This window comes from Thermus thermophilus, from assembly GCF_019974155.1.
Lineage (GTDB): Bacteria > Deinococcota > Deinococci > Deinococcales > Thermaceae > Thermus > Thermus thermophilus_C.
This window is the reverse complement of the sequence record NZ_AP025158.1, coordinates 918,748-932,294: the sequence shown is the minus strand read 5'-3', so window position 1 is coordinate 932,294 and position 13,547 is coordinate 918,748. Positions and strand designations below refer to the sequence as shown.

The following is a 13,547-nucleotide window of genomic DNA, read 5'->3' as shown; positions in this document are numbered from 1 at the left end:
TCCCCTCCTCAAAGGGCCCGGAGCACCTGGGGCAGGACCCGCTGAAAGGCTTCGGCGCGTTCGATGTCCTTAAAGCCGGAGATCCGCCGCGCGTGGTTGGCCCTGTGCTCGGCCCGCTCGCTGTAGTAGCGGACGAGGTACGCCTGGGAGGCGAAGACCTCCATGGCCGCCCGCTTCTTCTCCCACGCCGGGGTGATGTCCAGAAAGAGGTTGGGCACAAAGCCGCACAGCTCGGGCTGATGGGGCTCAAAAAGCCAAAACTCGGGAGGCCGGATGGTCCGGAAAGCGCTCGCCACCCCCGCCCCCGAGGCCAGCTGGCGCGCCTTCTCCGTGGCCTCGTAGGCCACCGGGTGGTCGGGGTTGAAAGGATCCTTGGGGGTGTGGGTGATGAGGACATCAGGGGCAAAGTTGACCAAGATGTCCACGAGCCGCCAAAGGGCTTCCTCGCCCACCCTCAAGGGGTAGTCCCCGAGGTCCAGGCCCACGAACCCGGCCCCCAAAACCTCGGCGGCCCGTCTCGCCTCGGCCTCCCGGATGGCCTTGACCCGCTCCAAGGTCTGCCCGGGCTCCTTCCAAAGCTCCCCCGACTCCCCCCTCTCCCCGTAGCTCAGGGCCACCACCAAGGCCTCGCCCCCCTGGGCCACGGCGAGGGCGATGGCCCCACCCGCCCGCCACACGAAGTCCGCGGCGTGGGCGCTCACCACCAAAAGGCGCTTCACCTTTCCCCTCCCAAGGCCAGCTTCTCCGGCACGGTGACCGCCATATGCCGCACCTCCGCCTCGTCAAACCCCGCCTCCAGGAGGCGCTCGGCCATCAGGACCAGGCCCTCCTCCACCGGGGGGTTTTGGGGTTGCCCCAGGTCCGTGGAGACGAAGTTCCGCTCCAAGGGGGTGGCCCGGATAGCCCGGAACAAGGCCTCCCAAGGCACCTTCCCCGTGTGGGAAGGGGCGAAACACCGCTCCAGATAAGCCCCCCACCGGGCCAAAAGGCGCTGGTCTTCCAGGGAGAGGGCCTGGGTGGGGTAGTCGGGATGGGTCACCACCACCTGGGACACGCCCTCCTCCAGGGCCGCCTCCACCACGCGGAACACCTCCTCCCGGGAGAGGTGGCCCGTGGCCACCACCATCCCGTGCCGGGCCGCCACCTTCAGCACCGCCCGGGCCTCGGGGCGAAGCCTCCCTGAGGCGTCCAGGAGAGCAATGGGCTCGGGAACGGTACCCTCCTTCCGGAGGGCTTCCATGAGGCCCGCCCACTGGGGCCTTTTCTCAGGAGGAAGCTTCTCCAGGTGCCTGGCCTCGTTGGCCGCATCCACCGTGGGGAACCAGACGAAACGCGCTCCGGCCCGGGCGGCCACCTCCACCGCCAAAGGGTTCAGCCCTCCCACCCCGTGGTTGAGCACCACGGCCCCCAGAACCTCCACCCCGGGCACCGCCTTGCGCACCACCTGGGCCCGCTCCGCCGTCGGAGCGTAGTGGGACTTTAGGAGGAAGCCCTTTAGGCCCATCTCCCGGAAGCGCCGGGCCAGGGTGAGGTCATCGGTCTTCCTGGGCAAGAGGTCGGGCTCCACGTGCACGTGGAGGTCCCACCCCCCCTGAAGGAGGGCGAGGGCGCGTTCCCGGAAGCTCACGCAGGACCCCCTTTGGCCTGGCGCAAGGCCGCCATCACCCCTTGAAGGTGCTCCCGCATGGCCCGCTCCGCGGCCTCTTCGTCCCGGGCGGACACCGCCTCGAGGATCCGCCGGTGCTCCTCGAGGGAGCGCTGGGAACGACCCGGGACCAGGATGGTGCGGTACTGGTGGCGCACCCCCTGGGCCCGAAGGGCTTCGATGAGGCGGGCCGCCGTTCGGTGACGGGAAGCCTCCACGAGGGTACGGTGGAAGAGGGCGTTGAGCTCCGACATGGCCAGGAGGTCCCCCCGGGCGTAATGCTCCTCCATCTCCCTCAGAATGCCCTGAAGCCGGGCGATGTCCTCGGGGGTGGCCTTCCGGGCGGCATGGCGTGCGGCCAAGGATTCTAAGGCCATCCGTGCCTCCAAAACCTCCAGGGCTTCCTCTTCGGAGAGGATCCGGACCCAAGCTCCTCGGTAAGGCGCACTTTCCACCAGCCCTTCCTGCTCGAGGCGGGCCAAGGCGGTGCGGATGGCCGCCCTACCGAGGCCGAAGCGCTCGGCGAGGTCCTTTTCCACCAGGCGCTGCCCTGGAAGGAGCTCCCCCTCCAAAATCGCCGAGCGAAGCCGCTGGTAAGCGCTCTGCCCCTCCGTTACCTTGCCTTCCGGGACCACGGCCATCGCTCACTCCTCCACAGGGGGTACCCCGTAGGTATGGAAGCTTTCCACGGTCTTCAGGCCCCAGGCCTGGCCCTTCTTACGCTCCTCCTCGTTCCACACGATGGGCTTCCAGTCGGGGGCAAGGAGGAGCCTGGCCCCGGGAGAGGCGACCTCAAAGCGGCACCCTCCCGGCTCGTACACGTAGAGGAAAAAGGTCTGCTGGATGGCGTGCTTATGAGGCCCGGTCTCAATGAACACCCCGTGCTCGAGGCAGATGTCCGCAGCCCGCAACACCTCTTCCCGGCTGTCCACGGCGTAGGTAAACTGAGCTCTCATCACTTTCCTCCCCCCAGTTCCTGAAGCAACCTGACCAGCTCCTCCACCACTGCTTCCCTCCAAGGCGGGGGCCCCTGGGCCAGGGCGATCCGGCCCAGACGGAAGAGGCTTTGCCGCTCGGGATGGGCCAGAAGCCGGGGAAGCCATTCCCTGCCCTGCAAGCGCGCCCCCAGAAGGACCAAGAGCGCCATCCCCAAGGCCAGAAGCCATAACCACCCCCTGAGGCTCGCCCCCGTCCGCAGCCGATGGCGGTCCAGCCCAAACCCCTGCCCCTTCAGGTCCCTAAACCCCTCTTCAATCCACATCCGCCACCCATAGGGCGGCTCCCCCCCAAAAGGGCCCGAATAGGCCAGATACCAGGGATCCCGACCCCCTGGGTACACCAGGAGGGTGACTTCTACCCCCTCCCCACCGTGTCCGAAAAGGCGGACCTCCTCCCGCAGGGGGTGGACCACACGCCGGTAGCCCTCCTTCAGGGGAAGGCGCTTCCCCCTTGGGGTTCCACCTCCCGGTTCTGCCGCAGGCGGATGAGGAAGCCCATGCCCCACCCCTGGAGCTTTCGCATCAGGGAGACCCGGTCAAAGCCGCGGTCCAGGAGGAAGAGGGGGTATATCCCAGGTCCTGGACGGCGCGGCCCAGGCGGTGGAGGAACTCCTCCTCCACCCGGTTTTGACTGGGGAAAGGGGAGAGGGGGTGAAGAGCGAAGGCCACCACCAGGGCCCTTCCCTTGAGGGGAAGGGCGGCCACCAGGGCTTGGTGCCTACCGTCCTCTGTGAAGGTCCAGTCCACGATGAGGGGGAGGGGGCGGTCTTTGGGGAAACGAGGGACGAGGAGGGGGAGGAGGGCTTCGGTGAGGGCCCAGGGGTCTTGCAGGGTGGGGTGATGGAGGAAGCGCCAGAGGCGATTGAGGCGGCTTTGGGCCAGGGTGGGGAGGGGGGTTCTGCGGGCGAGGTCGGAGAGGGTGGGGTCCAGGGGGGTAGTGAGGAGGGTGGACAGGAAGAGGGCGAGGTTGGAGCGGATGGTTTTCCTGAGGGAGGCGAAGACCTTATGGACCCAGAGGGTGATAACTTGGGAAAGGGGGGTGGTGGGCGGCACACCTTACTTACCCCCCTCTTCTCTTCCCTTGTCAAGCCCCAGCCCTCAAAGTGATGAGAGCTCAGCGTAGGTAAAGTGGTGAAGCCTCCCCCGGGCCCCGAGATGGTCCTTGGTGATGGCCACGTCGTAGGTCTTGTTGTTGCACGTCAGCCAGGCTCCTTGCTCGCTGCCGTCGCTGAAGACGATCTGCTCCGTCAGCTTCATCCCCAGGTACCGCTCCATGAAAATCCGCACGGCGGTCACGTCCGAGGCCAGGAGGTTGATGTGGTCCAAGCGCCGGAGGTTGGCCCCCCGAGCCGGGAAGCGCGAAGCCTGGTTTTTCAAAGCCGGCCTTGTCTCCTCCGTGGGCCTGTACCAAACCGTTTCGTAATAAATCTCCATCAGGTGGCCGTCGGGGGTGCGGAACCGGTAGGCGGGCCCGTGGCCCAGATCTCCCTCCGTCCATCCCTCTCCCAGGCCGGAGGCCTCGAGGGCTTTCACCCGCCTCGCAAGCGCCGCGGCGTCCTTTGCCCGAAACGCAACATGTCCCAAAGCAGGCTTCCTCCCCCCTGTGAGCTTGAGGGTATGAAACTCGTAATCGTCCCAGGCCCGCAGGTAAAAGGAGTCCCCCTCCTGGCCGCTGATGGACATCCCCATCACCTCGGTGAAGAAGCGGAGGGATTCCTCTAGCCTCGGGGTGATCAACTCTACATGAGCCAGGTGGGCCAAATCCCCGTAGGGCCAGCGCCCTACGGCCTCCCAGAGTTCACTGGGCGCTTCCATAACACCTCCTGCTCTCAGGGTAGAAGAAGTCAACGATTTTGTCAACAATCTGTGGGCTTGCCTAGTAAACCGCCTTGTACCCCGGAGGGGGCGGGAGGAGGGAGAGAAGAACCCTAAGGCCGTAGGCGATGAGCTCCAAAAAGGCCCGGAGCATCGCCGTCCAAGGCTTCCGCTCCAAAAGGTACCCCCCACCCAGCCGCGTCTTCATCCCCGCCCCAAAGCCGGATCACCGGCCGCACCCCCGCCTCCCCCTATCCCACCCCATCAGCGCCAGAAGCCGCGCGTGCCCCCGCACCCGCCGCACCTCCTTCCCCCGGCGGAAGCGGAGAAGCCGGCCCTTGCTCCGGTAGGCCAGCCCCGTGGTGTCCATGAGGTAGAGAGGGGGAAAGCGCCGCCAGGTGTGCCGGCGCCTCGTCCGAAGCCGCTTCGCCTTCCGGCGAGGACTCCGGGGCGAGATGGGCCTCCAGTTCCCGGGCAAGCCTCTCCAGGAGGGCCTCAAGGAGTTTGGGGTCCAGGTGGTGCACGGCGTAGCGGGCCAGGGACTGGTGGGAAGGGAAGGGGCCTTCCATGAGGTCCTGGAGGAGGGCTTCCGTCTTGCGGTAGGTGAGGCGGAAGAAGGCGCGGAAGAGAAGGAGGGCCAGGTAGCTGCTTCCCCGTCAGGGGAACACCTTGCGGGCGTGGTCGTAGCGCCAGGGGCGGCCCCGCTTGCCTTTGGGGGTGGGAGGGCCACCTCCCGGGCCAGGCGCAGGCAGTGTTCCAGGACCTCCTTGGGGCTTGCCTCCCGGCGAACAAAGCCTCGCTTGTCCATCAGGAGGGAGATATACACCCGTCCTCCCGACCTTTGCAAGGCAAGCCCTAGGTACGGTCAAAACGGGTAGAGGACATGCTCCAGCGCGTGGCCCGGGAGATCGCGTTTCAAACCCTCATAGGTACGGTCAAAACGTGGGGGACCCGGTGCAGGTGGGGGCGTCCATCGGGGGTTTCAAACCCTCATAGGTACGGTCAAAACTCCTCGGAGGTGAGGCATGACCCTGGAAAAGCTCGGGTTTCAAACCCTCATAGGTACGGTCAAAACCCGTGTCTTCCCCTCGCATGAGGGCGAGGTCGGGGAGCTCTCATAGGTACGGTCAAAACTTCCCGTGTTGGTGGACCGGGGGCTCGTGGACCACCTGTTTCAAACCCTCATAGGTACGGTCAAAACAACTGGTCCCGTCATATTGACGGGTGAAAGGGGCCAGGGTTTCAAACCCTCATAGGTACGGTCAAAACCTGAGTGATCCGGCCAGGGCCCAGAGAGTTCGGTGAGTAGTTTCAAACCCTCATAGGTACGGTCAAAACCAGGGCCCCTGTGTCTTCGGGAAACCACACGGGCAAGGTTTCAAACCCTCATAGGTACGGTCAAAACGATCCCATTCGCGGGGTCCACCCCGGGCACACTGAGTTTCAAACCCTCATAGGTACGGTCAAAACCCCTGGTCAGGTGGAGGAGCGCTCGCTGGTTGTCCTGTTTCAAACCCTCATAGGTACGGTCAAAACCGTGGAAAAGCTCCGGACCATCACGCTCCTCTACGAGGTTTCAAACCCTCATAGGTACGGTCAAAACCTAGAGGTAGGTCAATACAACACAGGCACGGCAAACGGTTTCAAACCCTCATAGGTACGGTCAAAACCCGTCCAGCCGCAGGCGGTCTCCGGTGGCGAAGCGCAGGGTTTCAAACCCTCATAGGTACGGTCAAAACCCGGGGCCACGCCCAGGCCCAGTGGGGGTCGTAGATCGTTTCAAACCCTCATAGGTACGGTCAAAACTTGGCGACCACGAAAGGATCCTCGGTGAGATAGGCGTGTTTCAAACCCTCATAGGTACGGTCAAAACCGGGCCTCGCTAGAGGATGCCCCCCCAGTACCCACGTAGGTTTCAAACCCTCATAGGTACGGTCAAAACGAGCGAGTTCGTTCCAGGTCAATCCGCATGGCAGTTATGTTTCAAACCCTCATAGGTACGGTCAAAACTAGGGAACCGAGGAGAAGCACCGCGAAACGCCGCATCAGTTTCAAACCCTCATAGGTACGGTCAAAACAGCCAAAGCCTCGTCCTGCACGCCAGGCTCTCATAGAGCTTTAATCTCCGTTTTCAAGAACCTCTGCGGCCGAGATGGGGAAAACCCAGCCGCCTAGGGTCAATGTAGCAGGTCGGGGGGTGTGCGTCAACCCCCCCGGGTTTTGGGGGGGATCGGGGGTTGGCGCCAACTTGGACTTGGTCAAACGATCTGGCCCGGCTCGTTCTTGGAGGTGCCCAAAACCTCTATCCTCAGGGCCCCCGGGCCCGGCAGGACGTAAAAGCGCACCGCGTCCGTGGGCTCAATCACCTTCCTCACCTCCGCCTTGAGCCGAGCAAACTGGGCCGGAGAAAGCTCCCCCTCCAGCACCGAGTTCTGTACCCAGGTGAGGTAGCGCCGCCCCACCTGGAGCACCTTCGCCACCCGCTCCACCGCCACGTCGTAGACCATGACCACGTACATCTAGACCCGCACCACCCCCCAGACGCTCCCCTCCACGTGGAGGACCTCGCCCTCGTAGACCACGGACAAAGGGGCGCCCCGGGCTTCCAGGGCTAGCTCTTCCACCCGCCTTGGCACCCGCCCCGGGCCGAGGAGGACGGGAAAGCGGTCCCTGTAGACCTGGGTCCCTGGGGGCGGGCTCTTTAGGCGGAGCCGGGCCGCCTCCCACCAGCCCAGCCCCTCGCCCTCCCAGCCCCGCACCACCTCCCCCGGGAAAAGCCCCACCTCCTCGGCCCAGGCGAGGGCGAAGGCGCTCCCCAGGGAGAGGGGGTAGGCGGGGGCCTCGAGGGCCCCCGCCAGGCGCTGCAGGAGGTGGGCGTCCTCCGAGGCCACCCAGACCTCAAAGGCCACGGGCCTCCCCCCCTCCCCCACCAGGAACTGGAGGGGGATCTGGGTGCGCCCCTCCCCGGAAAGCCCCCGGAGCTCCTCCAGCCTGGCCTCCTTGATGAAGAGGTAGTTGACCGTCTGGAAGAGGTGCCGTTGCGCCCCAAGGGGACGGACGGAGAGGTAGAGGCCGGAGAGGGCCTTCGGGTACTCCGGCCCCAGGCCCAAGGCGGCCCCCAGGAGCCCCTGGAGGGCGGAAGGGGGCGGCACGGGATAGGTGAGGGCCGAGGAGTTGGTGTAGAAGCGGCGGAAGTGGGCCCGCTTCCCCTTGAGGACGAACCGCAGGGCCCTCAGAAGCGCACCTCCTCCAACGGGAACCCCTCCAGGGAAAGCCCCTCCACCCGCAGGTCCGGGTGGACCCAAAGGCGCACCCGCGCCACGGCCTCCCTGTACCGGGCGAGCCCCCGGGCGAGGGCGCGGGCGTCCAGGGTGTAGTCGGCCACGCTGCGGATGGCCTCCGGCGCCTTCCCTTCCGCGGGGCGGAGGGCGAGGCCGTCCCTGGGGTCCCCCAGGGGCCGGAAGCCCTCCACCCAGTCCACCCGCAGGTAGAGCCTCGGGGTCTGGCCCACCTTGCTCCGCGTGGTGGCCCCCTGCAAAAGCCCCTCCAGAAGGCCCTTCTCCAGGACCTCGAGGTCCTCCGGGGAAAGCCCCACCTTCTCCGCCCGGGCCCGGGACACCCGGCCCCAGAAGGCGATGAGGGCGTAGGGCACCCGGTGGTCCTTGCCGAAGGTGCCGTGCTCCCCCTTCCCCCCCTCCGTCCTCCCGGCGAAGTGGCTGGAGAGGGTGGCGGTGTAGACCTCCACGGGATGGAGGGAGTAGCCCCAGTCAAACTGCACGGGGCCCACGAACTGCCCCGTTCCCCCCTTGGCCTCCCCCTCCCCCTTGATGGGGAGGACCGCCCCGAAAAGGCGGACGTCCCGGAGGCGGCGCAGGTACCACTTGAGGAAGTCCGGGTCCAGGTCCTTCTTGGCCCCCGCTTCCCTGCCCGTCTCCTTGGCGTAGAGGTTCATGAGCTCCTGGAGCCTGCCGTCGGCGTCGGTGCGGCTTCCGTCCTCCCGGGTCCGCACCCAGACGTCCTCCCCCCGAAGGAGGAGGTAGTCCCGCACGTAGCGCTTGAGGCGCACGTCGCTCACAAGGAGCCGCCGCCCCACGTAGTCCATCCGGGGGCGGTTCTCCGCGTCGGGGTCCCCGTTGGGGTTGGTGTCCTTGGCCTCGTAGAGGAAAAGGATCTCGGCGTTAGGCACCTTCTCGGTCATGCTCCACCCCTTCTTGGTCTTGCTCCGCCTTCCTACCCTGCCGAAGCCTCCGGCTTCGCGCCTGGGCGTAGCCCATGAGGATGTAGTAGGGGACCTCCCGTTCGGAAAGCCCCCCCTCCGCCCGTTCCAGGAGGTCCGTGGCCCGGCCCAGGAGGTCCAGGACCTGGGTGCGCCCCTCCCCGTCCAGGTAGTGGACGGCCCTGGCCATCACCTCGGGGACCAGGTGGCGCACCCGCACGAGGCTCATCCCCTGCCAGCCCAAGGCCTCCAGGAGGGGCTCCTTGCGGTACTCGTAAAGCCGCGCCTGGGCCTGGCCCACCGCCTCCATGGCCTTGCCCAGGAGGTAGAGCCCCGCCTCGAGGGGGCCGAAGCCGTAGGCCCGGAAGACCTCCTCTTCCTCGCCCAAAGGAAACGCGCTCCTCACTTCCCTCTCCATGCTTCCTCCCCAAAGCCCAAGCCGCCTGAGGACCCAGATCCAGCCCGCCCCCAGAAGGGCGAGGTCCAGGGCCCCCTGGGGGCCCCTGAAACCCTGGAGGGCGTAAAAGGTGGCGTCCTCCCGGTAGGCCCGCTCCGCGGCCCGAAGCCAGAGGGGCAGGAGGGCCTTGGGGTCCAAGGGGAGGCCCAGGAGGATGCGGGAAAGCCAAGGAAGGGCGGGCCCAGCGTCCACCCCGCCCCTCCCCCGGGAGAGGGGCAGGAGACGGAGCCAGTCCCCAAGCCCCCTCACCGGGAAGCCCCGTCCCTGGGCCTCCTCAAGGGCCCGGAAAAGCCCCTCCACCCGGGAAGGGGGGACCTCTAGGACCACCTCCTCCACCTTGGTGGCCGCCTGGGCGCGGCGGAAGAAGAGGAGGGAGAAGCCGAGGTACCCCACCCCCTCCCAGCGAAGCCGGGCCCGCTCCAGGAACTCCCGCCAGGCCTCGAGGCGCTCCAGGCCCCGCACCTGGGCCAGGACCCGCTCCACCAGGCGGGCGAGGCCCCCGGGCTCGGGGTCGGCCCCGGGCAGGACCAGGGCCTCGGTCCCCAGGAAGCGCAGGGTGAGGCGCTCCAGGGCCAGGCGCTCCCCCACCTTCAAGGCGGTGAAGCACTCCCGGCAGAGGGCGTAGGCCCGAGGGAAGGCCTCCCCCCTGACCCCGGGGGCGAAGCCCTTCTTGTCCTGGATGAAAAACTTCAAACGGAAGGCGCTGGAGTCCGCCACCACCCTGTCCACCCGCCCACACCCGTGGCAGAGCCCTTTCTCGGCCCGGGCGAAGCGTTCCTCCAGAAGGATCCGCCTGAGGTAGGCCCGGTACTCCGGGGCCTCGGCCAGGGGCCTGCCCCGGAGGGCCAGGCTAAAGAGGGCGCCCTTCCTGGGTAGGCCCCAGACCCTTTCCAGAAAGGCCCCAAGGGCCTCCGCCAGGCCGCCGGCGTGCCGCTTCTTTTCCTCCAAAAGGGGCCAGGGGTCCTGGGCCACCTGAAGCCTCCCCCCCACCACCCGGAAGGGCCCCTCCTCCGCCTCCCTGGCCTCCTCCAGGCGGAAGTCCCGAAGGTCCAGCAGGTGGCGGACCTTTCCTCCGGGCTTGCCCGGGTCCCAGAGGAGGTCCTTCAGCAGGGGGTAAAGCCCCTCATCCTCCGCCATCTTCGTGGCCACCTGGCCCAGGAGGTAGTGGAGGCGGCTCGTGGTGGCCCGGTCCCGGGGGGCGTTGGCGGCCGGAGGGTCCCCCACCCAGAGGAAGCGGCGGCACTTCTCCCCGTCCAGCTCGTAGGGCACCAGACTGGCCCGCCGCGCCTCGGGATGGAGGTCCAGGAGGTAAAGGGTCCCCGAGGCCTCCTGGACCAGGTCCTCGAGGACATCCCCCTCCCCGGCCACCTCCCGGCCCATGCGGATCAGCTCCCTAAGCACCCTCCACCTCCCGCACGAAGCCGAAGCCCTGGCTGTTCTTGGCCCCAAGCCCGCTGAGGAGGGCGAGGCGCAGCAGGTGGGGGGGCCCCGCAAGGCGGTAGCGGCCCATCCACCCCTCCACCCAGGTGCCCTTGTACCGCTCCAGGCGCTTCTGGCGGGGGTGGAAGCCCAGGGGGACGACCTCGAGGCTTCCCCGGGGAAGGCCCAGGGCCTCCGCCTTGCGGTTGAGGTTCGCCTCCAGGAGGAGGGGGAACTCCCGGTTGAGGGGGTTGAAGTAGAGGGTCTTCCCCCCCTCGGTGCGGTAGGCGGCGATGGGGGCCAGGGCCTCCACCACCAGGCGCTCCCCCACGGGGAGGGGCTCCAGGCCCATCTCCACGAGGCGGAGGAAGAGGCCGTGGACCTCGAGGCCCCCCCGCCGCCACACCCCCTGGCCCAGGGCCCCCACCACCTCGGCCAGGGCCGAGGCGAAGTAGAGGGTGAGCTCCCCCTGGGCCAAAAAGGCCTTCTCCTCCTTCAGGTAGGTGAGCCCGAGGAGCCGGCTGAAGACGAAGAGCTTCAGGGGCCTCCTCCCCCCCAGAAGCCCCTCGTCGTGGAGCCGCTGGCCCAGGGGGGAGGGGAGGACGCCGTAAAGGGCGGCCTGGAGCCCTTCCCTGTAGGTCACGGGAAGGCGCCCCTCGGCGTAGAGGCGAAGCCGGATCCGCCCGCCGGAAAGGGAAGCCATCTTGTCTGAATTGTAGCACTTCCCTATCCTTAGCCCAAGGACCATGGCCCTCCTCGCCCGCACCGATCCCGAGGAGCCCCTCCTGGACCACCTCCAGGGCGTGGCCTCCCTGGCGGAAGGCTTCCTCGCCCCCCTGGGGCTCGGCCCCGAGGGACGGGTTCTCGGCCTCTGCCACGACCTGGGCAAGGCCACCCCCTATTTCCAGGAGATGCTCCGGGGAAAAAGGCCGAGGGGGGACCCCCTCACCTGGCACGCCCTCCCCGGGGCCCTCTTCGCCGCCTGGGTGGCGCAAAAGGAGGGGCTTAAGGAGCCCCTCTCCTTCTTTCTGGCCATCCTGGGGCACCACGGCAGCCTGCCCACCCCCTGGAACAAGCTTCCCCTCAAGCTCCTGAGGGAGGGTTTCCCCAGGGAGGGAGCCTGGAAGGGGCTTCCCGAGCAGCTTAAGGCCCTGGCGGGCCCGGACTTCAGGGCGCTGGTCCAGGCCCTGGGGCTTCCCGACCCCACCCCCTTCCTGGAAGGGGAGGCCCTGGAGGTGGCCAAAGCCCTCGCCCTCGAGGCCGACGCCCTCCTTAACCAGGAGGGGGAAGACCTCTCCCGCCACTTCCACCTGGCCCTCCTCTACTCCGCCCTCCTGGACGCCGACCGGAGGCAGGCGGGCCGGACCCCTCCCCCAAGCCCCGCCCCCATCCCCCCGGGGGCCGTGGAGGCCTACCTGAGGGGCCGCCCCGCCCAAGGCCCCCTCGCCCCCCACCGGGAAGCCCTCCTCCGGGGCGTGGCCGAGGCCCTGAAGGCCCCCCTGGAAGACCTCTTCCCCGCCCACCTCACCCTCACCGCCCCCACGGGGGCGGGCAAGACCCTGGCGGCCCTCCGCTTCGCCCTGGGGCTGAGGGAGCGGGTGCGGGAGGAGCTCGGCCTCCTCCCCAAGGTGGTCTACGCCCTCCCCTACGTCGCCATCGCCGACCAGGTGGCGGAGGTGGCCCAAGGGGTGCTGGAGGCGGCGGGCCTCTCCCCCGAAGACCACCTCCTCGTCCATCACCACCTGGCCCTTTCCCGGCTGAGGGAGGAAGACCCTGTGGAAGAGGCCCTTCTCCTCCAGGAGACCTGGGACCGGGAGGTGGTGGTGACCACCTTCCACCAGGTCTTCCCCGCCCTGGTGGGGCCGGGAAGCCCCCTGCGGCGCCTCCACGCCTTGGCCGAGGGGGCCATCCTGATCCTGGACGAGGTCCAGACCCTACCCGCGGAGCTTTGGCCCCTCCTGCGGGGCCTCCTCCGGGCCCTCCCGGGCCGGGTCACCGTGGTGAGCATGAGCGCCACCCAGCCCCGCCTGGTGGAGGGGAGGGAGATCGCCCCAAGGCTTCCGGAGTACCCCCGGCGGGTGCGGCTCGTCCGGGGGGAGGAGGGCACGCTCCGGGACCTTTCGGAAAGGCTCCTAAAGGAAGGCCCGAGGAGCCGCCTCGTCGTCCTGAACACGGTGCGGGAGGCGATGGAGCTCTACCGGAGCCTCAAGGAGGGGGGGCTTCCCCACCTCCACCTCCTCACCAGCCACCTCCTGCCCAAGCACCGGAAGGCCCGCCTGAGGGCCATCCGGGAGGCCCTGGCGGAGGGGCTTCCCGTGACCCTGGTGGCCACCCAGGTGGTGGAGGCGGGGGTGGACCTGGACTTCCGGGAGGGCTTCCGGGCCTTCGCCCCCCTGGAAAGCCTCCTCCAGGTGGCGGGCCGGGTGAACCGAAACGCCCTGGGGGAGGGGCGGCTTTGGGTCTTGGACCTGGAGGACCGGACGGGGGAGCGGGTCTACGGGAAGATCCTGCTCCACAGAACCCGGGCGGTGCTTGGGGAAAGACTGGCGGAAGGACTGTGGGACCTCGAGGCCTACGCCCTCCTCGAGGCCTACTACCGCCTGGTGGAGGAGGGGCTCAGCCAGAAGGAGGGTCGGCAGAGGCTCGCCGAGCTCGCCCGGCTGGACTACGAGGCCTTGGAGGGGCTCCGCCTCCTGGAAGGGGCCCCTACCCTCCCCGTCTTCGTGGAGTGGGATGAGGAGGCCACGGACCTCCTCCGGCAGCTGGAGGCGGCCTGGGGCCTCAGGGACCCCGGGGAAAGGCGAAAGGCCCTCCGCCGCCTCCTCCCCAGGCTCCAGGCCTACACCGTAAGCCCTCTCCTCCAGCGGGCCCTCAAGAACCTCCCCCCGCCCCTCCTGGGCCGGGAGGACTGGCGGCACGTGCCGCGGGAGGCCGTGGCCGATTACTACGACGAGGAGGTGGGGTTTAAGTGGGAGATGGACCAGTTCCTATAACGGC

At 68.0% G+C, this 13,547-nt stretch carries 9 protein-coding genes, 4 pseudogenes and 1 CRISPR repeat array; of the genes and pseudogenes, 1 reads left to right on the top strand and 12 read right to left on the bottom strand.

The window, feature by feature from the left end; genetic code table 11:
• Nucleotides 1–8: 8 nt before the first annotated feature.
• From TthTMY_RS05035 to cas6, 12 genes and pseudogenes are all read right to left on the bottom strand, one after another.
• The gene (locus TthTMY_RS05035) at nt 9–719 is read right to left on the bottom strand and encodes a PIG-L deacetylase family protein (RefSeq protein ID WP_096410501.1); all 711 of its coding nucleotides are present in this window, start codon (nt 717–719) and stop codon (nt 9–11) included.
• Complete coding sequence (locus TthTMY_RS05030; RefSeq protein WP_223903496.1) at nt 716–1,627, bottom strand: DUF6282 family protein; 912 nt, start codon at nt 1,625–1,627, stop codon at nt 716–718. Before TthTMY_RS05030 ends, TthTMY_RS05035 begins: the two co-directional genes overlap by 4 nt.
• Nucleotides 1,624–2,286 (bottom strand): GntR family transcriptional regulator, encoded by a 663-nt coding sequence (locus TthTMY_RS05025; RefSeq protein ID WP_096410499.1) that lies wholly within the window; start codon nt 2,284–2,286, stop codon nt 1,624–1,626. The genes TthTMY_RS05030 and TthTMY_RS05025 overlap by 4 nt, the downstream gene beginning before the upstream one ends.
• A 3-nt stretch (nt 2,287–2,289) precedes the next feature.
• Nucleotides 2,290–2,697, bottom strand: a pseudogene (locus tag TthTMY_RS05020) (VOC family protein); the annotation flags it as partial.
• Nucleotides 2,601–3,696 (bottom strand): annotated as a pseudogene (locus TthTMY_RS05015) (IS4 family transposase). The pseudogenes TthTMY_RS05015 and TthTMY_RS05020, both read right to left, overlap by 97 nt.
• A gap of 63 nt (nt 3,697–3,759) precedes the next feature.
• Nucleotides 3,760–4,458 (bottom strand): annotated as a pseudogene (locus TthTMY_RS05010) (VOC family protein); the annotation flags it as partial.
• A 61-nt stretch (nt 4,459–4,519) separates the two neighbouring features.
• Nucleotides 4,520–4,957: pseudogene (locus tag TthTMY_RS05005) on the bottom strand (hypothetical protein).
• Nucleotides 4,958–5,628: 671 nt separating this feature from the next.
• Nucleotides 5,629–6,536: direct repeats of the CRISPR family, unit length 30 nt; unit sequence GTTTCAAACCCTCATAGGTACGGTCAAAAC.
• 180 nt (nt 6,537–6,716) lie between these two features.
• Nucleotides 6,717–6,977 carry a CRISPR-associated endonuclease Cas2 gene (gene cas2 / locus TthTMY_RS05000; RefSeq protein WP_096410498.1) on the bottom strand — a complete coding sequence of 87 codons (261 nt, stop codon included), beginning with the start codon at nt 6,975–6,977 and terminating at the stop codon, nt 6,717–6,719.
• Nucleotides 6,978–7,763 (bottom strand): CRISPR-associated protein Cas5, encoded by a 786-nt coding sequence (gene cas5 / locus TthTMY_RS04995; protein WP_223903495.1) that lies wholly within the window; start codon nt 7,761–7,763, stop codon nt 6,978–6,980.
• Entirely contained in the window at nt 7,691–8,656 is a 966-nt protein-coding gene (gene cas7b / locus TthTMY_RS04990; protein ID WP_096410496.1) for a type I-B CRISPR-associated protein Cas7/Csh2, read from the bottom strand. Before cas7b ends, cas5 begins: the two co-directional genes overlap by 73 nt.
• Entirely contained in the window at nt 8,637–10,532 is a 1,896-nt protein-coding gene (locus tag TthTMY_RS04985) for a TM1802 family CRISPR-associated protein (protein WP_096410495.1), read from the bottom strand. Before TthTMY_RS04985 ends, cas7b begins: the two co-directional genes overlap by 20 nt.
• Entirely contained in the window at nt 10,525–11,253 is a 729-nt protein-coding gene (cas6, locus tag TthTMY_RS04980) for a CRISPR-associated endoribonuclease Cas6 (protein ID WP_096412881.1), read from the bottom strand. Before cas6 ends, TthTMY_RS04985 begins: the two co-directional genes overlap by 8 nt.
• A gap of 43 nt (nt 11,254–11,296) precedes the next feature.
• Here cas6 and TthTMY_RS11855 point away from each other — a divergent pair, with 43 nt between their 5' ends.
• Nucleotides 11,297–13,543 carry a CRISPR-associated endonuclease Cas3'' gene (locus TthTMY_RS11855; RefSeq protein WP_267874004.1) on the top strand — a complete coding sequence of 749 codons (2,247 nt, stop codon included), beginning with the start codon at nt 11,297–11,299 and terminating at the stop codon, nt 13,541–13,543.
• Nucleotides 13,544–13,547: the final 4 nt, after the last annotated feature.